Annotated in this window: 20 protein-coding genes and 1 riboswitch; of the genes, 16 read left to right on the forward strand and 4 right to left on the reverse strand. The window is 64.5% G+C overall.

Annotated features, from left to right (window positions below):
- The first annotated feature begins 12 nt into the window (after nucleotides 1-12).
- The 4 genes from G7009_RS18820 (at nucleotide 13) to G7009_RS18835 (ending at nucleotide 3363) form a co-directional block, all read left to right on the forward strand.
- The gene (locus G7009_RS18820; RefSeq protein ID WP_181131570.1) at nucleotides 13-1086 is read left to right on the forward strand and encodes an AI-2E family transporter; all 1074 of its coding nucleotides are present in this window, start codon (nucleotides 13-15) and stop codon (nucleotides 1084-1086) included.
- A 136-nt stretch (nucleotides 1087-1222) separates the two neighbouring features.
- Nucleotides 1223-1927: a DnaA regulatory inactivator Hda gene (gene hda, locus G7009_RS18825; protein WP_181131572.1), complete on the forward strand. Its 705-nt coding sequence runs from the start codon at nucleotides 1223-1225 to the stop codon at nucleotides 1925-1927.
- 123 nt (nucleotides 1928-2050) lie between these two features.
- On the forward strand, nucleotides 2051-2689 hold the full coding sequence (locus tag G7009_RS18830; protein ID WP_181131574.1) for a C40 family peptidase: 639 nt from the start codon (nucleotides 2051-2053) through the stop codon (nucleotides 2687-2689).
- A 134-nt stretch (nucleotides 2690-2823) separates the two neighbouring features.
- Nucleotides 2824-3363: a C40 family peptidase gene (locus G7009_RS18835; protein WP_181131576.1), complete on the forward strand. Its 540-nt coding sequence runs from the start codon at nucleotides 2824-2826 to the stop codon at nucleotides 3361-3363.
- 37 nt (nucleotides 3364-3400) lie between these two features.
- Here G7009_RS18835 and G7009_RS18840 read toward each other — a convergent pair whose 3' ends face one another.
- Complete coding sequence (locus tag G7009_RS18840) at nucleotides 3401-4717, reverse strand: PQQ-dependent sugar dehydrogenase (RefSeq protein ID WP_181131578.1); 1317 nt, start codon at nucleotides 4715-4717, stop codon at nucleotides 3401-3403.
- 160 nt (nucleotides 4718-4877) lie between these two features.
- Nucleotides 4878-5100: riboswitch (cobalamin riboswitch) on the forward strand.
- 143 nt (nucleotides 5101-5243) lie between these two features.
- Here G7009_RS18840 and cobO point away from each other — a divergent pair.
- From cobO to G7009_RS18895, 11 genes are all read left to right on the forward strand, one after another.
- The gene (cobO, locus tag G7009_RS18845) at nucleotides 5244-5855 is read left to right on the forward strand and encodes a cob(I)yrinic acid a,c-diamide adenosyltransferase (protein ID WP_181131580.1); all 612 of its coding nucleotides are present in this window, start codon (nucleotides 5244-5246) and stop codon (nucleotides 5853-5855) included.
- Nucleotides 5852-7147, forward strand: coding sequence for a cobyrinate a,c-diamide synthase (locus G7009_RS18850; RefSeq protein WP_181131582.1), 1296 nt, complete (start codon nucleotides 5852-5854; stop codon nucleotides 7145-7147). Before cobO ends, G7009_RS18850 begins: the two co-directional genes overlap by 4 nt.
- A complete protein-coding gene (bluB, locus tag G7009_RS18855) occupies nucleotides 7144-7794 on the forward strand; it encodes a 5,6-dimethylbenzimidazole synthase (protein ID WP_181131583.1) in 651 nt (216 codons plus the stop codon). The genes G7009_RS18850 and bluB overlap by 4 nt, the downstream gene beginning before the upstream one ends.
- Entirely contained in the window at nucleotides 7791-8699 is a 909-nt protein-coding gene (gene cbiB, locus G7009_RS18860; protein ID WP_181131638.1) for an adenosylcobinamide-phosphate synthase CbiB, read from the forward strand. The genes bluB and cbiB overlap by 4 nt, the downstream gene beginning before the upstream one ends.
- Complete coding sequence (gene cobD, locus G7009_RS18865; protein WP_181131585.1) at nucleotides 8692-9684, forward strand: threonine-phosphate decarboxylase CobD; 993 nt, start codon at nucleotides 8692-8694, stop codon at nucleotides 9682-9684. The genes cbiB and cobD overlap by 8 nt, the downstream gene beginning before the upstream one ends.
- Nucleotides 9681-11135, forward strand: coding sequence for a cobyric acid synthase (locus tag G7009_RS18870; RefSeq protein ID WP_181131587.1), 1455 nt, complete (start codon nucleotides 9681-9683; stop codon nucleotides 11133-11135). Before cobD ends, G7009_RS18870 begins: the two co-directional genes overlap by 4 nt.
- Before the next feature lies 1 nt (nucleotide 11136).
- A complete protein-coding gene (gene cobU / locus G7009_RS18875; protein ID WP_181131589.1) occupies nucleotides 11137-11658 on the forward strand; it encodes a bifunctional adenosylcobinamide kinase/adenosylcobinamide-phosphate guanylyltransferase in 522 nt (173 codons plus the stop codon).
- Complete coding sequence (gene cobT, locus G7009_RS18880; RefSeq protein ID WP_181131591.1) at nucleotides 11655-12710, forward strand: nicotinate-nucleotide--dimethylbenzimidazole phosphoribosyltransferase; 1056 nt, start codon at nucleotides 11655-11657, stop codon at nucleotides 12708-12710. The genes cobU and cobT overlap by 4 nt, the downstream gene beginning before the upstream one ends.
- Nucleotides 12707-13276, forward strand: coding sequence for a histidine phosphatase family protein (locus tag G7009_RS18885; RefSeq protein WP_181131593.1), 570 nt, complete (start codon nucleotides 12707-12709; stop codon nucleotides 13274-13276). Before cobT ends, G7009_RS18885 begins: the two co-directional genes overlap by 4 nt.
- A 1-nt stretch (nucleotide 13277) precedes the next feature.
- On the forward strand, nucleotides 13278-14018 hold the full coding sequence (locus tag G7009_RS18890; RefSeq protein ID WP_181131594.1) for an adenosylcobinamide-GDP ribazoletransferase: 741 nt from the start codon (nucleotides 13278-13280) through the stop codon (nucleotides 14016-14018).
- A gap of 157 nt (nucleotides 14019-14175) precedes the next feature.
- Nucleotides 14176-15288 carry a glycoside hydrolase family 5 protein gene (locus G7009_RS18895; RefSeq protein ID WP_375139565.1) on the forward strand — a complete coding sequence of 371 codons (1113 nt, stop codon included), beginning with the start codon at nucleotides 14176-14178 and terminating at the stop codon, nucleotides 15286-15288.
- 177 nt (nucleotides 15289-15465) lie between these two features.
- On the opposite strand, the gene G7009_RS18900 is transcribed toward G7009_RS18895, so the two are convergent.
- Genes G7009_RS18900 through G7009_RS18910 form a run of 3 tightly spaced genes read right to left on the reverse strand, consistent with a single transcriptional unit; the run spans nucleotide 15466 to nucleotide 18020 of the window.
- On the reverse strand, nucleotides 15466-16368 hold the full coding sequence (locus G7009_RS18900; RefSeq protein ID WP_181131639.1) for a transporter substrate-binding domain-containing protein: 903 nt from the start codon (nucleotides 16366-16368) through the stop codon (nucleotides 15466-15468).
- A gap of 32 nt (nucleotides 16369-16400) precedes the next feature.
- Nucleotides 16401-16754 carry a RidA family protein gene (locus G7009_RS18905; RefSeq protein ID WP_181131597.1) on the reverse strand — a complete coding sequence of 118 codons (354 nt, stop codon included), beginning with the start codon at nucleotides 16752-16754 and terminating at the stop codon, nucleotides 16401-16403.
- Between the two features lie 24 nt (nucleotides 16755-16778).
- Complete coding sequence (locus tag G7009_RS18910) at nucleotides 16779-18020, reverse strand: D-amino acid dehydrogenase (protein WP_181131599.1); 1242 nt, start codon at nucleotides 18018-18020, stop codon at nucleotides 16779-16781.
- Between the two features lie 107 nt (nucleotides 18021-18127).
- On the opposite strand from G7009_RS18910, the gene G7009_RS18915 reads away from it, so the two are divergent.
- On the forward strand, nucleotides 18128-19057 hold the full coding sequence (locus tag G7009_RS18915) for a LysR family transcriptional regulator (RefSeq protein ID WP_181131601.1): 930 nt from the start codon (nucleotides 18128-18130) through the stop codon (nucleotides 19055-19057).
- The last annotated feature ends 15 nt before the right edge of the window (nucleotides 19058-19072 follow it).

A 19072-nucleotide genomic window follows, 5' to 3' on the forward strand; every position in this document is an offset into this window, starting at 1 on the left:
GGAGTGTCACCTATGACGGACATGCGCCGTTGGGCCTGGGTGGGTATCGCCCTGCTCGTTGCCGTGCTGTTGTACCTGCTGCACGGTATCCTCTCGCCGTTCCTGATCGGCATCCTGCTGGCATACCTGGCCGACCCACTGGTCGACCGTCTCGAACGGATGGGCCTCTCGCGTACCTGGGGCGTCGTCGTGGTATTCAGCCTGTTCACCTTGGTGTTCCTGGCCTTGCTGCTGGTGCTCATCCCGATGCTCGCCAAGCAGCTGGTGCGCCTGTACGAGCTGACGCCACAGATGCTCGACTGGTTGCAGCACGTGGCCCTGCCCTGGGTGCAGAGTCGACTGGGCCTGGCCGACGGGTTCTGGAAGTTCGACAAGATCAAGGCCGCCATTGGCGCGCACATGGGGCAGACGACCGACATCGTCGGCATGCTGCTCTCCCAGGCGACGGCTTCGAGCCTTGCGCTGATCGCCTGGCTCGCCAACCTGGTGCTGATTCCCGTCGTCGGCTTTTACTTGCTGCGTGACTGGGACCTGATGATGGCCAAGCTGCGCGGCCTGCTCCCGCGCCAGCGCGAGGGTCAGGTGATCAAGCTGGCCGGGGAGTGCCACGAAGTGCTGGGCGCCTTCATTCGTGGCCAGCTGATGGTGATGGTCGCGCTGGGGATAATCTATGCCGGTGGCCTGATGCTGGTGGGGCTCGAACTGGGACTGCTGATCGGCCTGCTGGCGGGGCTGGCGGCGATCGTGCCGTACATGGGCTTCATCATCGGGATCGGCGCGGCGCTGATTGCCGGTCTGTTCCAGTTCGGCGGCGACTTCTACCCGATGCTCGGTATCGTCGCGGTGTTCATAGTGGGACAGGCGCTGGAGGGCATGGTGCTGACGCCGTTGCTGGTCGGCGATCGCATCGGCCTGCATCCGGTGGCGGTGATCTTCGCCATCCTCGCGGGCGGCGAGCTGTTCGGTTTCACCGGCGTGCTGCTGGCCTTGCCGGTGGCGGCGGTGATCATGGTGCTGCTGCGTCATGTCCATGACCTGTACAAAGGGTCGGACCTGTATGCGGGCGATGTGGACCCGGAACTGTGAATACCGGGGCAGGGCGCAAGCCTTTGATTTTCCTTGCGCTCTTCCCCGGGCTGATTGTGCCGCTGGCGTAGCAGGTATAGACTTTGCGCACCGTCCTCCAAAGGCCCCCTGTGGTCCCTCGCGACCGCCCGCCAGCATGAAACCGATCCAGTTGCCCCTGGGTGTGCGTCTGCGCGATGACGCCACCTTCATCAACTACTATCCGGGCGCCAATGCCGCGGCATTGGGCTACGTCGAGCGGCTGTGCGAAGCCGACGCCGGCTGGACCGAAAGCCTCATCTACCTGTGGGGCAAACAGGGCGTGGGTCGCACCCACCTGCTCCAGGCCGCCACTCACCGTTTCCAGCAATGCGGCGAGCCCGCCGTCTACCTCCCGCTGGCGCACTTGCTCAACCGTGGGGTCGAACTGCTCGACCATCTCGAGCAATACGAGCTGGTCTGCCTCGACGACCTGCATGTCATCGCCGGGAAGCCGGAGTGGGAAGAGGCCATGTTCCACCTCTTCAACCGCCTGCGTGACAGCGGTCGCCGCCTGTTGCTCGCGGCCTCCAGCTCGCCGCGGGAACTGCCGATCAAGCTGCCCGACCTGAAGTCGCGCCTGACCTTGGCACTGATCTTCCAGATGCGCGCCCTGACCGACGAAGACAAGCTGCGTGCCCTGCAGCTGCGGGCATCGCGGCGTGGTCTGCAGATGACCGATGAAGTCGGTCATTTCATTCTTACCCGAGGTACGCGCAGCATGAGCGCGCTGTTCGATCTGCTCGAACGACTCGACCAGGCTTCCTTGCAGGCCCAGCGCAAATTGACCATTCCTTTCCTCAAGGAAACCCTCGGCTGGTAGCTTGGAAAACCGCGGACTACAGCGCCAAAACGAAAAAGTCACATTTTTTTCGATTGAATTTGCAAATGGATTCGATAGAAGGCATAGTTTCCCGCTTCCAGGATCTCAGCCACGGTCGTGCCCATGCTCAGTCGCTTCGCACCCCTCGTGCCACTCGCACTCGTGACCCTGCTTTATGGCTGCGCGGCCAATGGCCCGATTACCCAGCCTCAGGAACACACCCCTGTTGTCACCCAGGCCCCCGTAAAGGCCAAGCCATCGGTTTCGGCCGTATTCGGCGAGCCGGAAGTGGCGGGTGAAGAAGAGCTCGAAGCCTTCTCCAGCAACAGCAAGCCTTACCAGTTGCCAGCCCTTGCCGACAGCATCCTCGAGCGCGGCATGGCGTTGATCGGCACGCGCTACCGCTTCGGCGGCACCTCGGAGAAGTCCGGTTTCGACTGCAGTGGCTTCATCGGTTATCTGTTCCGCGAGGAAGCCGGCATGACCCTGCCGCGTTCGACCCGCGAAATGATCAATGTCGATGCCCCCAAGGTGTCGCGCAACAAGCTCAAGCCGGGCGACCTGCTGTTCTTCAGCACCAACGGTCGTGGTCGTGTGAGCCATGCGGGCATCTACCTGGGCGACAACCAGTTCATCCATTCCAGCAGCCGCCGCAGCGGTGGCGTGCGCATCGACAACCTCGGCGATCGCTACTGGAGCAAGACTTTCATCGAGGCCAAGCGCGCCTTGGCGATGGCACCGACGATGATTTCTCGGAACTGAATCTCCCGCGCAATACTCTGACACGGCGGCGTAGCTGAAAAGCGAGCCGCCGTGCGTATTTACAGAAAGCGTCTAATCTAGTTTCTCAACTCTTTCCGGTTCCGACCGAACAGCTTCTGACAGGAAGTTCAGACATGGCGATGTTGGCGCGCTTCGCATTCCTATCTCTGGCAGCCTTGCTCGCTGCCTGCTCGAGTCACGCTCCGGCTCCTCCTCCGGTCGTCGTAGCCAAGCCGGTGGTGATGTCGAGCCAACCGTCATTCTCTCCCGTTGCCGCGGACGTGCTGTTCCGCGCCATCGGTCTGGTCGGTACCCCGTACCGCTGGGGTGGCAATACCCCTGATTCCGGTTTCGACTGCAGTGGCCTGATCAAATACGTCTACGGCGATGCCGCCGGTATCAGTCTGCCGCGATCGACCCGCGAGATGATCGTCATGCGTGCTCCGAGCATCGATATCAATTCGTTGCAGTCCGGTGATCTGGTGTTCTTCGCCACCAACGGCGGCTCGCAGGTGAGCCATGCCGGAATCTATGTCGGCGAAGGGCGTTTCGTGCATGCCCCGCGCACCGGCGGTACCGTACGTCTGGACTTCCTGTCCAACAGCTATTGGGCCAGGGCCTACCTGCAGGCCAAGCGCGTACTGCCTCAAGGTCATCTGGCGCAAAATCCCTGAGATCCCGGGCTCGGGCCGAATGGCCCCGAGCTTGTCATCAGGGCGCCTTGCTGACTCTCCAGATCACGTTGCCCACGTCGTCGGCCACCAACAGACCGCCCTGCCTGTCGTTCACCACGCCCACAGGGCGCCCCATCGCGTTGCCATCCTTGTCGACGAAGCCGGTGAGCAGGTCGACCGGCTTGCCGGCCGGCTTGCCTTGGGCGTCGAACGGCACGAAGATCACCTTGTAGCCACTGAGCGGCTTGCGGTTCCACGAGCCATGCTGGCCAATGAAGGCGCCGCGGTCGAAAGGGGCTGGCAGCGCATCCGGTTCGGCGAAGGTCAGGCCCAGCGACGCCGTATGGGGACCGACCGCATAGTCCGGCACGATGGCCTGGGCCACCTTGGCCGGGTCTTGCGGCTTGACCCTTTCGTCCACGTGCTGGCCGTAGTAGCTGTAGGGCCATCCGTAGAAACCGCCATCCTTGACCGAAGTGATGTAGTCGGGCACCAGGTCGCTACCGATTTCGTCGCGCTCGTTGACGGCGGTCCAAAGCGCTCCACTGTTGGGCTCCCAGGCAAGCCCGTTAGGATTGCGCAGGCCGGAGGCGAATAGCCGCTTCTGGCGAGTGCTCGGGTCGACCTCCCAGATCGCCGCGCGACCCTGTTCCTTGTCCAGGCCGTTTTCACCGGCGTTGCTGTTCGAACCGACCGTCACATAGAGCTTCTTGCCATCGCGACTGGCCACCACGTTCTTGGTCCAGTGATGGTTCAGTTCTCCGCCCGGCAAGTCGACGACCTTGGCGCCCTGCGCCTTTATCTGCATGGCCCCTGGCTCATAATGGAAGCGCAGCAGACGATCGGTGTCGGCGACATAGAAGTCCTTGCCTACCAGGGTCATCCCGAATGGCGAGTTGAGCCCTTCGATGAAAGGCAGGCGCATCTCCGCGACGCCATCGTGGTCGGCATCACGCAGCAAGGTAATGCGGTTGGCGCTCGGGACGCCCGCACCCGCTTTCTTCATCACCTTGGCCTGGACCCAGTTGCGAATCCCCTTGTTTTCCTCCGGGCGGGGTGGCGCGTTGGTCTCGGCCACGAGCACGTCGCCATTGGGCAACACGTACAGCCAGCGCGGATGGTCGAGCCCCTCGGCAAAGGCGACCACGCGCGTGCCTGATGCGGCGGTGGGGTACGCTCCGTCCCGCCAGCCGATTGCCGGTGCGATGTTGACGGTGGGCAGCAGGGTTTTGTTGGGCGCGGGTAACCGGGGCGACGGTCCGGTGCCATCGCTGACATTGAGCAGGGCGGTCTCGCCGCAGCCTGCCAGACCCGTAGCCAGTACCAGCAGTACCGCAATGCGTGACTTCTCCATGCTCGATGTCCTCGTTGGGTGTCAAGATTGAGATGCGACGAGTCGCCTGTAGGTTCATTTGCCGGCAGGGCAGGGCGACTGTGTGGCTAAAGCGCTTCTGGAAAGCCGCAAGCGGTCGAATCCTGCCCCTTTCATTGACGCTCAGGGTGCAACCCTCTACCCTTCGCGGCGTGTTTCAGGTGCTCTGCGGACCATGGTCCGGCAGAGTGAAACTGGGAAGCCGGTGGGCGCCTTTAAAGGCGCGAGTCCGGCGCTGCCCCCGCAACGGTAAGTGAGTCAAGGCTGCGCATGGCCACTGGGTGCCCGTACCCGGGAAGGCGCGCGGTTCCGGGTTATCAGCCCCGCTCACGAGTCCGGAGACCGGCCTGTTACAGCCAACGGCATCACGGAGGGTGATGCGCGGTGCATGGCGGTGTCTGCCGTAGCCCTGCGTGTTCCCGTGAGCCTGTCCATTTACCTGTCGTCGCCTGGTACCCGCCAGCGTGCGTCGCCTTGCCGATGCACCGACAGCTTGCGGAGAACTTCGATGAGCGAATCCACCGAGCGTGACGAACGCCACTTCGCGCGCATGCAGCGCAAGAAGGCGATAATCGACGAGCGTATCGCCAACGCCCCTAACGAATGCGGCCTGCTGCTGGTGCTGACCGGCAACGGCAAGGGCAAGAGCAGCTCAGCCTTCGGCATGCTGGCGCGGGCCCTCGGTCACGGCATGCAATGCGGCGTGGTGCAGTTCATAAAGGGCCGCAACAGCACGGGCGAAGAGCTGTTCTTCCGGCGCTTTCCCGAGCAGGTGCGCTACCACGTGATGGGCGAGGGCTTTACCTGGGAGACCCAGGACCGCCAGCGTGACGTCGCCGCCGCCGAAGCGGCCTGGGCGGTGTCGCGGCAGATGCTGCAGGATCCTTCGATCCAGTTCGTGGTGCTCGACGAATTGAACATCGCGCTCAAGCATGGCTACCTCGACCTGGAACAGGTGCTGAACGACCTGCAGGCCCGCCCGCCCATGCAGCACGTGATCGTCACCGGACGTGCCGCCAAGCCCGAAATGGTCGAGCTGGGCGACACCGTCACCGAGATGGGCATGATCAAGCACGCCTTCCAGACCGGGATTCGCGCGCAGAAGGGCGTCGAATTGTGAGCCAGCCCCGACAGTGTCCGGCGGTGCTGATCGCGGCACCGGCCTCCGGGCAAGGCAAGACCACGGTCACCGCGGCCCTGGCGCGCCTGCACCGCAACCTCGGTCGCAAGGTGCGGGTGTTCAAGTGCGGGCCCGATTTCCTCGATCCGATGATCCTCGAGCGCGCCAGCGGTGCGCCCGTGTACCAGCTCGACATGTGGATGATCGGCGAAGCGGAAAGCCGTCGCCTGCTCTGGGAGGCTGCCGCCGACGCCGACCTGATTCTCATCGAAGGGGTCATGGGCCTGTTCGACGGTACCCCGTCGAGTGCGGACCTGGCCCGTCACTTCGGTGTGCCGGTGCTTGGCGTGATCGATGGGACGGCCATGGCGCAGACTTTCGGCGCCCTGGCATTGGGTCTGGCGCGCTACCAGCCGGACCTGCCGTTCGCCGGGGTCCTGGCCAACCGGGTCGGCACCCTGCGCCATGCGCAATTGCTCGAAGGCAGCCTGACCGAAGGGTTGCGCTGGTACGGTGGGCTGTCGCGCGAAAGCGGCATCGAATTGCCAAGCCGACATTTGGGCCTGGTCCAGGCCAGCGAATTGAACGACCTCGATGCGCGCCTGGATGCGGCCGCCGACGCCTTGGGCTCCAGCTGTGACGCCACGCTGCCGCCGCCAGTGACCTTTGCCGCGCCCGAACTGTCGCCGCCGGAGCGGCTACTGGAGGGCGTGCGCATCGGCGTGGCCCGTGATGAAGCCTTTGCCTTTCTCTATGGGGCCAACCTCGATCTGCTGCGCGCCATGGGTGCCGATGTGACCTTCTTCTCGCCGCTGCATGACCAGCGTCCGCCCAGCGTCGACAGCCTCTACCTGCCAGGCGGTTACCCTGAGCTGCACCACCATGCCCTCGCGGCCAATGGGTCGATGCTGGAAGCCATTCGTGCCCATCATCAGGCAGGCAAACCCTTGCTCGCCGAGTGCGGCGGAATGCTCTACCTGCTCGATGCCTTGACCGATGTCGCCGGCGAACGTGCGCACCTGCTCGGCCTGCTGCCTGGCGAGGCGACCATGCAGAAGCGCCTGGCGGCCCTGGCCCTGCAGCAGGTCGAGTTGCCCGAAGGCAGCCTGCGTGGGCATACCTATCACCACTCGCTGACCAGCACGCCGCTCGACCCGATCGCCCGAGGGCAAAGCCCCAATGGCGGGCGCGGAGCCGAAGCGGTCTATCGATGCGGTCGGCTCACGGCGTCGTACGTGCATTTCTATTTCCCCTCCGGGCCCGACGTGGCGGCGGCGTTGCTACGACCATGAGTACACAGGATTTCAGCCAAGCCGAGCGCGCCGCGGTCTACCGCGTGATTGGCGAGCGACGCGACATGCGCCACTTCACGGGTGGCGAGGTGGCCCCCGAGCTGCTGACGCGACTGCTCGGCGCCGCGCACCAGGCACCCAGCGTGGGCCTGATGCAGCCATGGCGCTTCATCCGCATCAGCGATCGCGCATTGCGGCAACGGATCCAGGCACTGGTGGAGGAAGAGCGCGTGCGCACCGCCCAGGCCCTGGGAGAACGTTCCGATGCCTTCATGCAACTCAAGGTCGAAGGCATTGGCGAGTGCGCCGAAGTCTTGGTGGCGGCCTTGATGGACAATCGCGAGCCGCACATCTTCGGTCGCCGCACCTTGCCGGAGATGGACCTGGCTTCGTTGTCCTGCGCGATCCAGAACCTGTGGCTGGCGGCCCGCGCCGAAGGGCTGGGCATGGGTTGGGTGTCCCTGTTCGAGCCTGGCGCCCTGGCCGACCTGCTGGGCATGCCCGCTGGCGCCAAGCCGCTGGCAGTGCTGTGCCTGGGACCGGTCGCCGAGTTCTACCCGACCCCCATGCTGGTTCGGGAAGGCTGGGCCGAAGAGAAACCCTTGAGTGAAATGCTGTATGAGAACCAATGGGGGACCAGACGATGAGCGTGGCCTTGTTGACCGTGACCGGCGTCGCGCTGGACGCCTTGCTCGGCGAGCCGCAACGCCGCCATCCGCTGGTCGCGTTCGGTCGTCTGGCATCGCGCCTGGAGCAGCGTCTGAACGCCGGTGGCCGAGGCTGGCGCAGCCATGGCGTCAGTGCCTGGTTCATCGCCGTGGTGCCCTTGACCCTGGTTGCCCTGATCCTGTCCTGGCTGCCGTATATCGGCTGGCTGGTCGACATTCTCGCGCTGTATGTCGCATTGGGCATGCGCAGCCTGGGCGAACATGTGCTGCCCGTGGCAGAAGCCCTGCGCCGCGGTGACCTGGAAGAGGCGCGACGACGCGTGGGTTACCTGGTCAGCCGCGAAACCGGCGAACTGGACGCGCCCGCCATCGCTCGCGCCGGCACCGAGTCGGTACTCGAAAACGGTAGCGATGCGGTGTTCGCGGCGCTGTTCTGGTTCATTGTCGCGGGCGCGCCGGGCGTGGTCCTCTATCGCCTGAGCAATACCCTGGACGCCATGTGGGGCTATCGCAACGAACGCTTCGAGCGCTTCGGCTGGGCGGCGGCGCGCATCGATGACGTGCTCAACTATGTGCCGGCGCGCTTGGTGGCCTTGACCTATGCGGTGCTTGGCAAGACCCGCCTGGCTCTGGCCTGCTGGCGTCGCCAGGCACCCTTATGGGACAGCCCGAATGCTGGCCCGGTGATGGCGGCGGGCGCCGGATCGCTGGGCGTGGAACTGGGCGGGCCAGCGGTCTATCACGGCGAGTTGCACGAGCGTCCGCGCCTGGGCGAGGGGCCGGAGGCGAACGCCGATTCCGTCGAGCGTGGCTGGCAGCTGGTACGCAAGGGCGTCTGGCTGTGGCTGTTGCTGATCTGCCTGGGAGCGGAACTCCATGCTTGAACATGGCGGTCGCCTGCTGCGGGCCGTGCAGCACTATGGCATCCCCCGGGAGCAGTGGCTCGACCTGTCCAGCGGGATTGCCCCCTGGTCTTTCGAGATTCCGCCGATTGCCACGCAGGCCTGGGCTCGCCTGCCGGAGATGGAGGATGGTCTGGAGCAGGCAGCGCGTACCTATTACCAGGTCGAACACCTGTTGCCGGTCGCCGGATCGCAGGCGGCGATCCAGGCACTGCCGTACCTGCGCCGCCCCGGCAAAGTCGGCGTGCTGTCACCTTGTTACGCCGAACACGCCCACGCCTGGCAACGGGCTGGCCATGCGCTGGTGGACATGGATGAAACCCGGGCCGAACAGGCGCTCGACAGCCTCGATGTACTGGTCGTGGTCAACCCCAACAATCCTACCGGCGGCCTGCTGTCCGCGCAGCGCCTGCTGGACTGGCATGCCCGACTCAGCCGTCGCGGCGCCTGGCTGGTGGTCGACGAAGCCTTCATGGACATGACGCCCCAGCACAGCATCGTCGGGGCTGCCCAGCGGCCTGGCCTGATCGTGCTGCGCTCGTTCGGCAAGTTCTTCGGCCTGGCCGGGGTGCGCCTCGGGTTCGTTGTGGCCCAGGTCTCGCTGTTGCAGCGACTGGCGGAATGGCTTGGCCCCTGGGCCATCAGCGGACCGACCCGCGCACTCGCCCAGGCATGCCTGCTGGACACCGCTGCCCATGCGTCGCAGAAACACCGTTGCGCGGCCGCCAGCCAACGGTTGGCACGCCTGCTCGACAGCGCCGACCTGAGCCCTGCTGGCGGTTGCGAGCTGTTCCAGTACGTGCGGATCGAGCGGGCTGCGCGGCTGCACGAGTTCCTCGCCCGACGCGGCATCCTGGTACGCCTGTTCGAACAGCCCTCGGCCTTGCGTCTAGGCCTGCCCGCCACGGAGGAAGACTGGCAACGACTGGGCCAGGCCCTCGCGATCTATCAGAAGGAATCGGCATGACTACCCTCATGGTACAAGGCACCACATCCGATGCCGGCAAGAGCACATTGGTGACCGCGCTGTGTCGCTGGCTACTGCGCCAAGGCGTCGCCGTGGTGCCGTTCAAGCCTCAGAACATGGCCCTCAACAGCGCCGTGACCGACGATGGCGGCGAGATCGGCCGGGCCCAGGCGGTACAGGCCCAGGCCTGCCGTCTGGCGCCGCATACCGACATGAATCCGGTCCTGCTCAAGCCCAATAGCGACACAGGCGCCCAGGTGATCATCCACGGTCGCGCCGTGACCTGCATGAACGCCGTTGCCTACCACGACTACAAGGCCATCGCCATGCAGGCGGTGCTGGCGTCGCACCAGCGCCTGAGCCAGGCCTATCCGGTGGTGATGGTCGAAGGCGCGGGCTCCCCGGCCGAGATCAACCTGCGTGCCGGCGACATTGCCAACATGGGGTTCGCCGAGGCGGTCGACTGCCCGGTGATCCTGGTCGCCGACATCAACCGCGGCGGCGTCTTCGCCCACCTGGTCGGCACGCTCGAGCTGCTTTCGCCCAGCGAACAGGCGCGGGTCAAGGGCTTCGTCATCAACCGCTTCCGTGGCGATATCGCGCTGCTGCAGCCGGGCCTGGACTGGCTGGAGCAACGTACCGGCAAACCGGTGCTGGGCGTGCTGCCGTACGTCACCGATCTGCACCTGGAAGCCGAGGATGCCGTCGATGCGCGTCAGCCCGCCAAGGAGGGACGCGTTCTCAAGGTCATCGTCCCCGTGCTGCCGCGCATCAGCAACCACACCGATTTCGACCCCCTGCGCCTGCATCCTCAGGTGGACTTGCAATTCATCGGCCCCGGTCAGCCGATTCCGCCCGCCGACCTGATCATCCTGCCCGGCTCCAAGAGTGTCCGCAGCGATCTCGCCCAGCTGCGTGCCCGTGGCTGGGAGCAGGCCATCGCACGGCACCTGCGCTATGCCGGCAAGCTCATCGGCATCTGTGGTGGCCTGCAGATGCTCGGCCTGCAGGTGCGCGACCCGCTGGGCCTGGAAGGCGCGCCCGGCGACAGTTCCGGGCTGGGCCTGCTCGACTACAGGACGGTCCTGGAAGCGGACAAGCAGCTGCGCAATGTCTCGGGAACGCTGCAGCTCGAGCGGATGCCGGTCAGCGGCTACGAGATTCATGCCGGCGTGACCACGGGCGCCGCCCTCGAGCGCCCGGCGCTGCACCTGGCGGATGGACGCCACGACGGTGCGATCAGCGAGGATGGCCAGGTGCTTGCCACCTACCTCCACGGGCTGTTCGAAAGCGGCGAGTCCTGTGCCGCGCTGCTGCGCTGGGCCGGGCTCGAAGACGTCCGGCTCATCGACTATGCAGCCCTGCGTGAACGCGATATCGAGCGCCTGGCCGACCTGGTGGAAGAACACCTGGACGGTGCGCGCCTGCGACAACTCTGTGGACTCGACTGACATGCTCAACCTGATCCTTGGCGGCGCCCGTTCCGGCAAGAGCCGGCTGGCCGAGCAACTGGCCTCGTCCAGCGGCCTGGCGGTGACCTACATCGCCACCAGCCAACCCCTGGATGGCGAAATGAACGAGCGTATTCGCCTGCACCGCGATCGCCGCCCGGCCGAGTGGCGTCTGATCGAGGAACCGCTGGCGTTGGCCGCGGTGTTGCGCGCCGAAGCGGCGGCGGATCGCTGCCTGCTGGTGGACTGCCTGACCCTGTGGCTGACCAATCTGCTGATGCTCGATGACCCGCAGCGGCTCGAGGCCGAGCGCGACGCACTGCTCGACTGCCTGCAAACGCTGCCAGGGACGCTTGTCCTGGTCAGCAACGAAACCGGCCTGGGGGTGGTACCCATGGGCGAATTGACCCGTCGCTATGTCGATCAGGCCGGCTGGCTGCACCAAGCCGTGGCCGAACGTTGCCAGCGCGTGGTGCTCACGGTCGCCGGCCTTCCTCTCATGCTCAAGGGACCTACCTTATGACTCAAGCCTGGTGGCGCGATGCCTGCCAAACACCTGACGGCGCCGCCAGGGAGCTGGCTCTGGTTCGTCAACGACAATTGACCAAACCCAGCGGTTCGCTCGGCCAGCTGGAAGCCCTGGCCGTGCGCCTGGCGGGTCTGCAAGGGTGCGAGCGACCCGCCCTTGAGCAGGTCAGCATCACGATCTTCGCGGCTGACCATGGCGTGGCGGAAGAGGGGATCTCGGCGTATCCGCAGGAAGTGACCGGGCAGATGCTGCGCAACTTCGTCGGTGGCGGCGCGGCGATCAGCGTATTGGCGCAGCAGCTGGGTGCCAGGCTCGATGTCATCGACCTGGGCACCATCGATCCCAGCCTGGAACTGCCGGGCGTTCGGCATCTGCATATCGGCCCGGGCACGGCGAATCTTGCCCGGCAGGCGGCGATATCCGAGCAGCAGCTCGAGGCAGCCCTGCAGGCAGGCCGCGAGGCTGCCATGCGTGCGAACGAACAGGGCGCGCAGTTGTTCATCGGTGGCGAGATGGGCATCGGCAATACCACGGCCGCCGCCGCCCTGGCCAGCGTGCTCCTGGCGTGCTCGCCGTCCGAGCTGAGCGGGCCTGGCACCGGCCTGGACAGCGCCGGCGTGCGGCATAAGGCAGATGTCATAGCACGTGCATTGACGCTGCACGCGCTACAGCCTGGCGATCCGCTGAAGGCCTTGGCCTGTGTGGGCGGTTTCGAGATCGCCGCCCTGGTCGGTGCCTACCTGGGCTGTGCCCAGCTAGGCATCGCCGTGCTCGTGGACGGTTTCATCTGCAGCGTCGCCGCGCTGGTCGCGGTCCGTATCAATCCGCACTGCCAGCCATGGTTGCTGTTCGGTCATCAGAGCGCCGAGCCCGGCCATCAGGCGGTGCTCGGCGCCCTTGATGCCGAGCCGTTGCTTGCCCTCGGCCTGCGCCTGGGCGAGGGCAGCGGTGCGGCCCTGGCGGTCCCGTTGCTGCGCCTGGCCTGTGCCCTGCACGGCCAGATGGCGACCTTCGCCGAAGCCGCCGTAGCGGATCGCCCGGCATGATCCTCGACCTGCTGCGCCACGGCGAAACCGAACAAGGCGGCGGATTGCGCGGCAGTCTCGACGATGCCCTGACCGCCAAAGGCTGGGCCCAGATGCGCGAGGCCGTGGCGAACCACGGTGGTTGGGACGTCCTGGTCAGCTCGCCGTTACAGCGCTGTGGCCTCTTCGCCGACGAACTTGGCGCGCGCCTGCGGTTGCCGGTGTTCCGCGACCCCGCCCTGCAGGAGCTGCATTTCGGGCAATGGGAAGGTCGCAGCGCGGCGCAGTTGATGGAGACCGATGCCGACGCGCTGGGGCGGTTCTGGACCGATCCCTATGCCTTCACGCCACCCGAGGGCGAGCCGGTGGCAGCCTTTGCGGAGCGCGTAACGGCCGCCATTCAGCGCATGCGCTCCAGACATGCCGGCAAGCGCGTCCTGCTGGTGACCCATGGGGGCGTCATGCGCTTGCTGCTGGCGAGTGCTCGCGGCTTGCCCCGCGAACAGCTGCTCCAGGTCGAGGTCGGCCATGGCGCCCTGATGCGGCTGCGTGTCGAGGACGACAACTGGATGAGCGAGGTGCGCTGAGATGCTGCCATTCTGGATTGCACTGCAATTTCTCAGCAGTCTGCCGGTGCGTTTGCCCGGCATGCCGGCCCCCGAGCAGATGGGCCGTTCGCTCTTGTGGTATCCCGTTGTCGGGCTGTTGTTCGGCCTGTTGCTGTGGGGGGCAAGCGCATTGCTCCAAGGTACGCCGGCGCCTCTGCACGCGGCCCTGCTGTTGACGCTCTGGGTCGTGCTCAGTGGCGCGCTGCATCTCGATGGCCTGGCCGACAGCGCCGATGCCTGGCTCGGTGGCTTCGGCGATCGCGAGCGAACCTTGCGCATCATGAAGGACCCCCGCAGCGGCCCCATCGCCGTCGTGACCCTGATGCTGGTGCTGCTCCTCAAGTTCTGCGCGCTCTGGGTGCTGGTCGAGCATGAGCAACCTGTCGCGCTGCTGCTGGCGCCGGTCATCGGTCGCGCGGGGTTGCTGGGGCTGTTTCTATCGACCCCTTACGTGCGACCCGGTGGGCTTGGCGATGCCCTGGCCAAGCATCTGCCACGCCACTTGGCGCGGTGGGTATTGTTCGGCAGCGCAATTGCATGCGTGCTGCTCGCCGGCGTGGCAGGCGTCACCGCGCTGGTGCTCGCAGCAGTGGCCTTCGGTGCCTTGAGAAAGATGATGTGCCAACGGCTGGGGGGCACCACCGGCGATACTGCGGGCGCAGTGCTCGAGCTGCTGGAATTGGTGGTGCTGTTGAGCCTGGCACTGGGCCTGGGCGGCTAAACGTAACCTTCAGTCAAATTTCCGAGACTGCTTTCCCGGCCAATGAGGACTTAAGATTGCACTCCTTTCATCCAGGCCAGGGAGGCCCCTTATGCGTCGAACGTTACTGGCATGGCTGTTGGTACTGTGCAGCCTGCCCACCGCTGCTGCTGACCTGATCAGCTTCTGGAATATCCCTCGTTACGGTGGCAACAGCTTCAATCGCTTGCCACCGGACCAGGCCTATTTTCAGGCCCTGAGCGATTACGGCGCGACGTGGACAAGGCTGTCGTACGACAAATGGCAGGCGGCTGATCGGGACTTTCTCCTGGGCAACGCCGACCACTACGAGGGGCTGGCTCCGGCCGATCTGGAACGACTCAAGCGAGCGCTCGATCACGCGCACGAAGCCGGGCTCAAGGTAGTGATCGCGCCACTGTCGTTGCCGGGCATGCGCTGGTCCCAGAACAACCAGGGTCGCTTCGACGACCGTCTCTGGCAGGACAAAGCCTACTGGACACAAGCCGCGCGTTTCTGGCGCGACCTTGCCGAGGCGCTCAAGGACCATCCAGCCATCGCCGCTTACAACCTGATCAACGAGCCTGCGCCGGAGAAGGAGAGCGGATTGATGGAGCATGCCAATGCCCAGGCGATGCGCCAGTGGTATGCGCAGGCGCAAGGCACCGCGCGTGATCTGCCTGAGTTCTATGCCCATGTCATCGCGGCCATTCGCGAAGTCGACCCCGTGACCCCGGTGATGGTCGATGCCGGCTGGTATGCCGGTGCCGATGCCTTCAGCTATTGGCCACGGGCGCTGGCCGACGAGCGCGTGCTCTACAGCGTGCACATGTATGAACCCTATGCCGCCACCAGTGCGCCCAACATGGTTCGGCAACAGCCGCTGGATTATCCGGGAAGCGTGCCTTTCGCCGGGGAGACCGAGTACTGGGACGCGGCTCGGGTCAAGGAGTATCTGCAGCAACCGCTGCGCTGGGCCGATGCCGTGCAGCTACCGCATTCGCGGCTGGTGGTGGGCGAGTTCGGCTGCATGCGCAGGTTGCCTGGTTGTCGGCAATACCTGGAGGATGTCCTGACCGTGCTCGACGAGCACCGCTTGCACTGGGCGTTCTACAGTTTCCGCGAAGACAGCTGGGATGGGATGGACTACGAGCTGGGCTCGGCCAAGGTGCCGTGGGCGTACTGGCAGGCGATCGAGCAGGGGAAGCCTGATCCGATAATGCGCAAGGCCGCGCTGGCGTTCGAGCCGATACGGCGGCGGCTTGCGCAGTGATTACTGGCGCAGATTGACTTCAGAGGGATGGAGGCGGGCGATAAGGGAATCGACCGGCTTTCACGCAGGTTTCCACTGAATCGGACAATCCAGGTCCATGTACTGGGTGTCGTTGACCGTGAACGACCAGCGTGCCTGAATAGCCGCGCCACGGTCTAGAGGGCAAACGCTGAAGAACTACTGCACCGGATCACTCACCGGCTTGGCAATGATCGCCTTGAGTTCGCTGGTCATGGGAAACTCAAGGTTCAATCCTTTCGGCGGAATCGGCTGTTCGAACCAGCGCCGATAGATGCCGTTGATTTCCCCTGAACTATACAAATCGCCCAATACACCGTTGACCAGGGCCAGGAATTGCGGATCGTCCTTGCGCACCATGCAGCTGTAGATTTCCCGCGATTGCTCCTCCCCGACCACCACCCACTTGTGCGGGTCGCGAGCCTTTGCTCGCTCGCCGTAGAGCAACGCGTCGTCCATGTAAAACGCCGCGGCGCGCCCCGATTGCAGCATTTGGAAGGCTTCGCCATGGTCCTTGGCGCTGATCACGAACATGTCGATCTTATGGTCGACGTTGTAGCTTTTCAGAAAGCGTTCGTTGGTGGTGCCGGCGGTCGTCACCACGTTTTTGCCACGCAGGTCGGCGAAATTCTTGATCCCACTGTCCCTGGCGGTCAGCAACTGGCCTTTGACGTAGATGAAGCCGTAGGAGAACGCCACCTGTTTCTGCCGCTCGGCGGTCACGCCCGTGGAGCCGCACTCCAGATCCACGGTGCCGTTCTGCACCAGTGGAATGCGGGTTTGCGAGGTCACCAGATTGTGCCGCACCTTGAGATCTGGCAGCACCAGTTGCTGCTGGATACGCTCGACAATCTTGCTCGCCAGATCCACCGAATAGCCCATCGGTTCGCCGGTGTGATCACCCACATAAGAAAACGGCACCGACGCATCGCGATAGCCCAGAGTGATGGAGTTGGTTCTGGCGATTTTGCCTAAGGTGCCGGTCTGTGCCGCTTCATTGGCCAGGACTTGACTACCGAACAGGAGCCCGAGGGTGCAGCCGAGCAACGTGATTTTTTGCATTGTTATTCTCCGTTGTGGGTGTTGGGTGCTGGTCATTTCACGCGTGCGGCGATGACGGTGATTTCCACGAGCACCTGTGGGCGAGCCAGTTCGGCCTGCACGGTGGTGCGACTCGGTGCATGCCCGGGCGATAGCCAGACCGACCAGACTTCGTTCATTGCGGCAAAATCCTCGGCGATGTTTTTCAGGTAGATGGTTGCGCTGAGTAGATGCTCCTTGTCGCTGCCGGCCTCGGCCAGCAAGGCGTCGATTTTCGCCAGTACTTCGCGGGTCTGGCCACTCGCGTCCAGGGCATCGCCCGGTACCTGGCCGGAGAGAAACACTAGATCGCCAAAGATCACGGCACCGGAGAGGCGCGGGTTGCTATGCAGGCATTGAATATTCATGACGGTATCCTTTTGAGCAGAAATTCACGCCGCACGATGATTGAAACCGTGCAGGTCGATAGAAGGCTGACGCTGGCCGATCAGTTCGCTGAGCAAGCGCCCACTGCCGCAGGCCAGGGTAAAGCCGAGCGCGCCATGGCCGAGGTTGAGCCAGAGGTTGCGATATGCCGTAGCACCCAGCAATGGCACCCCGCTGGGGGTGGCCGGGCGCATGCCGGCCCATTGCACGGCAGCCTCGTAATCGCCGGCATCGGGAAAGGTGCTACGGGCCTGGCGCTTGATCAGCGCCAGGCGTTTGGGGTCCACAGCGGGGTCAAAGCCGACGATGTCGACCATCGCCGCCACCCGCAACTGTTCGCCGATGCGGGCGTAGACGATCTTACGATCGTAATCAGTGATGCTTACCTCCGGAGCCCGGTGCTCGGCACCAATCGGCACCGTCAGGCTGTAGCCCTTGAGTGGGTACAGTGGCAATTGCAGACCGGGCAACGCCAGCAGAGGGCTGCGATGGCCAGCGGCAATCACCAGTTGTTCGACTGCTAGCACTTCTTCGCCCAACTCGATGGTACTGACACAGCCATTGGCTTGACGAATCCCGGTCACCGCTTGCCCTAGGCGGAACTCACAGCGACCGGATGCTTTCAGGCGCGCAGCCAGTTGGTGACAGAACGCGTGGCAATCGCCGACTTCTTCGTCCGGGGTATAAATCGCGCCGACAAAAGGCGTATCGGCCAGTGCCGGTTCCAGTTGCGCACATTCGGCCGGCGACAACACTTGCTGTTGCCGGGGATCTGCCAGACCACGGCGCGCATGTTCGAAACTGCTGCGCTGGCGGAAAGTCACCAGTTTGCCGTTACGTCGCCATTGAAAGCCCGCCAGCCCATCTTCCTCGCGCCAGGTCTTCAGCGTGTCCTGACTGAACAGCGCTAGGCGCAGCAAGTGCGCGGCGTTCTCGCGGTTGATCGAGCGGCGGCAAGCCCCGAGAAATGAAGCCATCCAGCGCCACTGTGCCGGGTCCAGCCGCGGGCGCAGCTTCAAGGGCGAATCGCCGCGCAGCATCCAGCCGATCGCCTGCCACGGCACACCGGCATCGGCCAGTGGCGCGACGTAGCGGTAGGAGAGCTGGCCGCCGTTGGCGAAACTGGTTTCGCTGCCCAGCGAGTCCCTGGCTTCAACCACTGTCACCTCGAAGCCGTCACGCACCAGCGCATAGGCCGTTGTCAGGCCAATCACGCCGCCGCCGATAATACATATACGCTGAGCCATGTCCGTCCCTAAAACCGTGAAGACCAGGCCGAGAGTAGAGCCAGATGACAAGCGGCGAACAATGAATAAAGATGCCAACCCCATAAGCGAAGGTTATGGACCTGCCCATGCGACTACGTCATATCGAGATTTTCCAGGCCATCCGCCAGACCGGTTCGATCAGCGCGGCCGCGCAATTGCTGCACGTCTCGCAACCAGCGGTGACCAAGGTGCTACAGCATGCCGAGCAGCAACTGGGGTTTCCGTTGTTCTTGCGCGTACGGGGCAAGTTGCAGGCGACGCCGGAAGCGCTGGAGCTGGAACGCGAAGTCGACAAGGTCAGCGAAAGCCTGCTAGGCGTGCGGCGCCTGGCCCAGAGCCTGCGACGTGAACCGGGCCACAGCCTGCGGATCGGCGCCACCCCAGCGCTGGCCCTGTCATTACTGCCACCGGCCATCCACGAGTGGGCTAGGCGTTACCCCGACATTGCCTGCGAGCTGTCCAGCGCCCATAGCCGCGAACTGGTGCAAAACCTGCTGATGCGCGAAGTAGATGTTGCCCTGACCCTGCAGCGGCCGGATCATCCTGGATTGAAGGCTCAAGCCTTGGCTTCGGGGGTAATGGTGGGGTTGGCGCCGAAAGGTTATTGGTTGGACGAAGAGGCTGGGCAACCCCTGCCGCTGATGGCCCTGGCCGATGCACCCTTGATTGGCTTGTCCAGCACCGACCCATTGGCGGCCCGGCTCGACAGCTACTTCGAAGCGGTCGAGCCACCGCCCAGGGTGCGCATTGCCGTACAGACCTATTCACTGGCCAGGGCGATGGTGGAATCCGGTGCCGGTCTGGCGCTGATCGATCCATTCACTGCGCTCGGTGCCTCCCCCGCCGCAACGACCATTCGCCCCTTGGAACCGTCGTTGCCCATTACCCTATACGCGGTGACTCGTGCCACCGAAGCGCTGCCCCATACGTTGAACGACCTGTTACTGGTGTTCGGCCGTCGGGCACAGGAGCAATTGGATCGCCTTATCCCGATGTTACCGCTAACCGGAAACTGACTCTATGTAGCCTAT

Source organism: Pseudomonas capeferrum, assembly GCF_013523055.1.
Taxonomy (GTDB): domain Bacteria; phylum Pseudomonadota; class Gammaproteobacteria; order Pseudomonadales; family Pseudomonadaceae; genus Aquipseudomonas; species Aquipseudomonas capeferrum_A.

Coding starts and splice junctions, on each gene's coding strand:
- G7009_RS18820 (WP_181131570.1), top strand. CDS start 13: ATGACGGACATGCGCCGTTGGGCCTGGGTGGGTATCGCCCTGCTCGTT.
- hda (WP_181131572.1), top strand. CDS start 1,223: ATGAAACCGATCCAGTTGCCCCTGGGTGTGCGTCTGCGCGATGACGCC.
- G7009_RS18830 (WP_181131574.1), top strand. CDS start 2,051: ATGCTCAGTCGCTTCGCACCCCTCGTGCCACTCGCACTCGTGACCCTG.
- G7009_RS18835 (WP_181131576.1), top strand. CDS start 2,824: ATGGCGATGTTGGCGCGCTTCGCATTCCTATCTCTGGCAGCCTTGCTC.
- G7009_RS18840 (WP_181131578.1), bottom strand. CDS start 4,717: ATGGAGAAGTCACGCATTGCGGTACTGCTGGTACTGGCTACGGGTCTG.
- cobO (WP_181131580.1), top strand. CDS start 5,244: ATGAGCGAATCCACCGAGCGTGACGAACGCCACTTCGCGCGCATGCAG.
- bluB (WP_181131583.1), top strand. CDS start 7,144: ATGAGTACACAGGATTTCAGCCAAGCCGAGCGCGCCGCGGTCTACCGC.
- cbiB (WP_181131638.1), top strand. CDS start 7,791: ATGAGCGTGGCCTTGTTGACCGTGACCGGCGTCGCGCTGGACGCCTTG.
- cobD (WP_181131585.1), top strand. CDS start 8,692: ATGCTTGAACATGGCGGTCGCCTGCTGCGGGCCGTGCAGCACTATGGC.
- G7009_RS18870 (WP_181131587.1), top strand. CDS start 9,681: ATGACTACCCTCATGGTACAAGGCACCACATCCGATGCCGGCAAGAGC.
- cobU (WP_181131589.1), top strand. CDS start 11,137: ATGCTCAACCTGATCCTTGGCGGCGCCCGTTCCGGCAAGAGCCGGCTG.
- cobT (WP_181131591.1), top strand. CDS start 11,655: ATGACTCAAGCCTGGTGGCGCGATGCCTGCCAAACACCTGACGGCGCC.
- G7009_RS18885 (WP_181131593.1), top strand. CDS start 12,707: ATGATCCTCGACCTGCTGCGCCACGGCGAAACCGAACAAGGCGGCGGA.
- G7009_RS18890 (WP_181131594.1), top strand. CDS start 13,278: ATGCTGCCATTCTGGATTGCACTGCAATTTCTCAGCAGTCTGCCGGTG.
- G7009_RS18900 (WP_181131639.1), bottom strand. CDS start 16,368: ATGCAAAAAATCACGTTGCTCGGCTGCACCCTCGGGCTCCTGTTCGGT.
- G7009_RS18905 (WP_181131597.1), bottom strand. CDS start 16,754: ATGAATATTCAATGCCTGCATAGCAACCCGCGCCTCTCCGGTGCCGTG.
- G7009_RS18910 (WP_181131599.1), bottom strand. CDS start 18,020: ATGGCTCAGCGTATATGTATTATCGGCGGCGGCGTGATTGGCCTGACA.
- G7009_RS18915 (WP_181131601.1), top strand. CDS start 18,128: ATGCGACTACGTCATATCGAGATTTTCCAGGCCATCCGCCAGACCGGT.